Genomic DNA, 4,764 nt, shown 5'->3' with positions numbered 1-4,764 from the left:
AGCGCCCACCGCTACAAGGCCCCGGCCACCGTTCGACGGGCTTGGCTCGAGGCAGATAATATCCACCCCGGACTCACTGGCTAATTGGCTACAAGATCCGTACGCAGGTCATTCCATCGATCATTGAAGAATCCTGTTGATGTTGTTCAGGGCATGCCAATACTTGAATCAGGGCGACCCGCGAAGCGGGTTCGGCTTTGATGAACTGTCAGGGCGCGCCCCGGATGCCCTTTGCGTATGAGTTATAGAACTCATGCGCGCTGTCCACTTCATGGTGTATTTCAATGGGATAAGGGTCGGGCTCTCGGGGAATCGTGTTCAGCACGGTGAGAAAGCTGTCTCTGTCTCGGGAGAGGAATACGTACTCCCGGTATCCAGGCTTGGTGAAGACCATGCACAAGATAGCCTGATTGTCTGACTCTATGCGTTCGCAGACTCGATCTTCGAACCTCTTCATGGCCTCAGAATCTGAAGCTGACGGAGTACCGGCGTTGGTGGGATATTGGAAATCCCAAATCACGTTGAATCTCTCAGGAAAGGCACCGAAGTCGAACTCGGGTTCGATCGTCTTTAGACGGAGTAAAGACAGTCCGGCTTCGGTCTCTCTTCGTGCGAGAACCCAGCCTCTTTGGTCTTCCATAAACCCTCCCTGGCGCCCGGACGCCTGAATTGAGCCGAGCAGCGAAGCGGCTACGGCGTGAGTGAATTGTCAGGCGCCACCCTTGGAGAGTTGCACCCACTCCAATGCATCAACGTCATGAACAGCAAGGGTTGTCGGCACGGGATATGCCCACCCACCGGCTTTCCACCATGACTCCGAGAGCCAACGCGACAGTAGCGAAGTCGTTAGTTGAAGACCCGGGAACTCGTCAGGCTCTACAAAGTATTGCTCGTCAATATTCGGGAGGCCTTCGAGGCCAAGGTCAAGCCTAAGTGATCTCCCGGGAAAGAGGCTTGGATCTGCGTGATCTACCTTGTTGTTCTTGCCCCGCCAGTACGCCCAGATGCTTGGTGTTCCACCGTACTCGTCTGGGAATATCTCAATGTGTGCCTCATCAACTCCGCGGCCAATCGGCTGCACCAGGAGGTCTCGGAGCGCGTGGATAGCTCGATCTGAAAGGCCGTCCAACTTGCGCTGATACATCGACGCAAATTGCTCTTTGCTCAAACCATATGGAACCATCGGTAGCACCTGATGCCTGAGTTAAGCCGCGCAGAGCAGCGGTGTCGGCTCGAATGAGTTGTTAGACTGCGGCGCCATCGCTCTCAGCCATAGGGTCGACGAAAGGAATGCCGGAACTGGAGGCGCGTTCATAAAATGTGGCTTGTGGCGGATGGAGATCCACAATTCTGTAGGCGCCATTTGGATTGACGAATATCTGATGAGCGAGAAGCATCACTCTGATGGTTCCGTCAGGGAAGGTTTTGTTCATTCCCTCCGGGTGACCAAGTGGTGGGACAGTCCATTTCGGATTAACTGTACGGGCCGCATTGGCCAGGCCTTCGATCGCTGCCTCCGGATTACCCACGTCGGGAAGGGCATCGAGAAGTCGCTTGAGCGCTTCCAACGCCTGAACGATTTCGGGTCTTCTTGTTCTTTCTGGGTCCATTTTGCATGCGCCTCCTGCGACCTGAGTGTGGAATTATGCGCGACTCGCGAGGCGAGTTCGGCTTGAATGAACTGGCAGGTACCCTCCGTGAACTGGAGGTACTGCCGCTTGTGAAGTTTGGCAATGCCCGCGCCGCTTGAGCTTCACAGGCAAAGTACGACGCACCGTTTATTGAACTCGCGGGCACGAGACCATCCAGATGGAATTTGGTTGGTGCCACAAAAGCGTATCAGTGCGTCATCAACGTCTACGAACAGGATGCGCCGTCCGATGGGATCTAACGCCGGAGTTATGTCTGGCCGCGGAGCGGCATTGGCTTGAACGATTTGTCAGGCATCAGCCAGCGACCAACTGCTGATGCCAACAACGCCCCAATGAGCCATGAAGTCAAGGCGTTGAAGCTCGTGGGCAGCAGGCCCTTCCACGCCAAGGCAGCAACGGTGATCCCCGTGAACCCGATCAATGTGGGGATAAGCAGGGAGGAGAACATCCGCAACGCAGCGATATGAACCAGGAATGCGACTAGCGCCGCACCCAGGCCAAAGACAACGACTGCGTTCCAGAGCGCGATAGGGAAACCAGAAGGCATTGCGATTGCTGCGGTATGGCCGATTGTATATACGGACGCGAGGCAGGTGACCGCTCCGGATCCAGTTCCTACAAGAAGACTTTTTAGTAGCTGAGGCATTTCTTGCTCCTGAGGCCAGCTACGGGATAAAGCCGGGCCGCGAAGCGGCTACGGCTTGAATGAATTGTCAGGGTTCAGCAAAAGAATCAACCGCCTACTTCTTTGCAGGATGTGCCGCGTCGAGCTGCGCGCTATTTTCCACTGCAGCATCGTATACTTCAAACAGCGATACCCTGGCAGACCAGATGCCCATGCATAGCAGAAGCAAGGCCAGTGGCAAAAACCTGTGAATTCGTTTTTCAATCATGGGAATTACGTCCTTTGTAAAAGTTCGATTGAACAACCTAACTCTGAAACCACGCCAACATGGGTAGCAAGTTGGGCTGGGATGAGTTGTCAGGAGATATCCCAGACATAGACCTCTCCCTCATCCCCGACTATCCGTGCCCCAATTCTTGTACAGAGTGCGATGGCTGCCTGCCTTACAGGGTCGAGCGGATCCTGCAGGAGTGCAGGGGTGGCCGCAAACGTCACGCGACCGATGCTATAGGAAAAAACCGGTTGCCACTCGGACTCCGGGCCAGTACCAGTCTGGATGCACACCTCGGCATTGCTGTGCGGCAGCTGGATCTCGATTCGTTCCCCTGTGTTGGGGTTCACGGCTGCCACTGTCCCGGTGCCTTTGCGGACGTAAGGGGTGGATAGCACTGCTGCATTCCACTCTGCCTCTGAGATAGGTTGGCTGTTGTTTTTCTCAATGTGCAGGTCGTATGCCACGCGAGCCCCCTGGCTCTGGAATGAAGCCGCGCCGTGCAGTGGCTTCGGCTTGAATGAATTGTCAGGGCTCACACGCATACAGTTGGAGCCCGCAGTTGGAACAATAACGCGTTGCGGCCAAGGCAGGTTCTTGACCAGCAAGGAATGGCTTGGAGCAGCGAGGGCATGGAAATCGAGTGACACGGAAGCACAGCCAAAGCCAGGTACAGCCCCAAGCCACCCCCGCAATGGTCAAGGCGATGCCTGGATCCAGATCCACTACAGAAAACATGAGATAGCCCACGGAGCATGCTGCTGGAAGGCCAAGCAGAAGCCCGAGGCACGCAGCCCAATGACGGCGTCGATAGCTGCTCCATTGTTGTACATAGCGCTCTGACATTTCTTGTGAGTCCAAACCCTGGAGCCAAGCCGCGTTGCGAAGCAACGGCGGCTTGATTGAATTGTTAGCTCGGATCAAGTGAAAACATCTGCCGCTTCTATCGCGAGTTGCAGCGCGGCTTTCCATTTTTGCCCAAGCAATTCTCCAAGGATTTCCTTCACGCTCTCAAGGAACGTGCGAATTAGCTCAATCGCTTTCTTTAAGGGTCGTTCTTTGCGCTTCTTGGGGTGGTCTGGAAATGGGTCTTCGTCAGAATCTTCATCAGGGCTATAGGGAAGTCCCACCAACGGCCCCTGAAACTCAATTATCGCTTGGAGTTCACGATGAAGAAGATCGGCTTGTTCTCTTGTTGAATCAGCTAGATAGAGAGACTGCCAAGCCGCATCAATTGCTTCACTACCACCTTGGGCTAACAGCGAATCGAACGAGCTGGATTGCCAATCCAGCAATGGGCGTGTGCGCGTTTTCCATTGTCGAGAACGCTCCTTGCTTATAGCGGCGGTGAGGTGGAGCGCGCGTCCTAGATCAGTACTGAATATAGCCATAAACCCTCCTTAGCAAGCTAACACCCTGAGTAAAGCCGCGTAGTGCAGTGGTCGTGCGACGGTGTAGCGTAAGCGTACATCGTAAGCGCGCCCGCGAAACTACGTCGGCTAGAGTGAACTGTTAGGCATTGCTGGCATAGGCCAAGCAATGAACGGTGACGGGAAACTTCTCATTGCCAGGCATCCAGCCACTGACGATCTTCGACTCAACAAAGCCAATAGACTTGTAGAAGTCCAAAGCGGCTTCGTTTCCCTGCAGGACCTCAATGCAGAGGCCTTCAGGGCGCTCCGCAAGGACTGACCTTGCCAAGAGACCTCCGATCCCTGTGCGGTAGCACGCCGGATCTACATATAGCCAAGTAAGCTCATCTTGATTGTAGGCCACGAAGCCGAGGACTAGGCCGTCCTTATCAGCAACAAGAATATCGTAATCAAATAGGTTCTCTCTTTCCGCGGCAACTTCCAGAAGCAGGAAAGCATGCTCCAGGCGTGCTCCGCGTAGCTCATCCATGCGAGCGAGATCGTGAATCTCGCAGATGCGGTGCCAATCATTCTTCTGATAGCGACGAACTTTCATGCAATGCATAACACCAGAATTGAGCCGCGCCGCGCAACGGCGACGCCTTGAGTGAATTGTTAGGTCTCAACGCTATCGATCTTGCGTGCAACCGTCAGAACAACGGTGGAGAGCAGCTCAAATGCAAGATAGCAGACTCTGACCTGAGACGAAACGTGTAGCCATTTGGATAGTGAGTTCTCTACCCTTAACAGGCAAGGAGAGCTCCATGAAGAAGCGATTTACCGACGAGCAGATCATCTCGATCC

Annotated in this window: 7 protein-coding genes; 1 reads left to right on the top strand and 6 read right to left on the bottom strand. The window is 54.4% G+C overall.

Features of this window, described 5'->3' with window-relative positions:
• Positions 1–208: 208 nt before the first annotated feature.
• The 3 genes from AC1VXC_RS20805 to AC1VXC_RS20795 form a co-directional block, all read right to left on the bottom strand.
• On the bottom strand, positions 209–640 hold the full coding sequence (locus AC1VXC_RS20805; RefSeq protein WP_313174261.1) for a DUF695 domain-containing protein: 432 nt from the start codon (positions 638–640) through the stop codon (positions 209–211).
• Between the two features lie 69 nt (positions 641–709).
• Complete coding sequence (locus AC1VXC_RS20800; protein WP_313494687.1) at positions 710–1,144, bottom strand: hypothetical protein; 435 nt, start codon at positions 1,142–1,144, stop codon at positions 710–712.
• Between the two features lie 100 nt (positions 1,145–1,244).
• Positions 1,245–1,610: a hypothetical protein gene (locus AC1VXC_RS20795; protein ID WP_481539952.1), complete on the bottom strand. Its 366-nt coding sequence runs from the start codon at positions 1,608–1,610 to the stop codon at positions 1,245–1,247.
• Positions 1,611–1,927: 317 nt separating this feature from the next.
• Here AC1VXC_RS20795 and AC1VXC_RS20790 point away from each other — a divergent pair, with 317 nt between their 5' ends.
• A complete protein-coding gene (locus AC1VXC_RS20790) occupies positions 1,928–2,119 on the top strand; it encodes a hypothetical protein (protein ID WP_313174256.1) in 192 nt (63 codons plus the stop codon).
• Between the two features lie 515 nt (positions 2,120–2,634).
• On the opposite strand, the gene AC1VXC_RS20785 is transcribed toward AC1VXC_RS20790, so the two are convergent.
• From AC1VXC_RS20785 to AC1VXC_RS20775, 3 genes are all read right to left on the bottom strand, one after another.
• A complete protein-coding gene (locus tag AC1VXC_RS20785) occupies positions 2,635–3,198 on the bottom strand; it encodes a hypothetical protein (protein ID WP_481539953.1) in 564 nt (187 codons plus the stop codon).
• Between the two features lie 270 nt (positions 3,199–3,468).
• Positions 3,469–3,939, bottom strand: a complete 471-nt coding sequence (locus AC1VXC_RS20780; protein ID WP_313494682.1) for a hypothetical protein — start codon at positions 3,937–3,939, stop codon at positions 3,469–3,471.
• 121 nt (positions 3,940–4,060) lie between these two features.
• Positions 4,061–4,516, bottom strand: a complete 456-nt coding sequence (locus AC1VXC_RS20775; protein ID WP_481539954.1) for an N-acetyltransferase family protein — start codon at positions 4,514–4,516, stop codon at positions 4,061–4,063.
• Positions 4,517–4,764 lie beyond the last annotated feature (248 nt).

Source organism: Stenotrophomonas sp. STEN033, from assembly GCF_056856655.1.
This window is presented reverse-complemented; position numbering and strand designations above follow the sequence as displayed.

Bases quoted from the DNA above. Each gene is read 5' to 3' on its own strand.
- AC1VXC_RS20780 (WP_313494682.1), bottom strand. From the start codon at position 3,939: ATGGCTATATTCAGTACTGATCTAGGACGCGCGCTCCACCTCACCGCC.
- AC1VXC_RS20775 (WP_481539954.1), bottom strand. From the start codon at position 4,516: ATGAAAGTTCGTCGCTATCAGAAGAATGATTGGCACCGCATCTGCGAG.
- AC1VXC_RS20800 (WP_313494687.1), bottom strand. From the start codon at position 1,144: ATGTATCAGCGCAAGTTGGACGGCCTTTCAGATCGAGCTATCCACGCG.
- AC1VXC_RS20795 (WP_481539952.1), bottom strand. From the start codon at position 1,610: ATGGACCCAGAAAGAACAAGAAGACCCGAAATCGTTCAGGCGTTGGAA.
- AC1VXC_RS20805 (WP_313174261.1), bottom strand. From the start codon at position 640: ATGGAAGACCAAAGAGGCTGGGTTCTCGCACGAAGAGAGACCGAAGCC.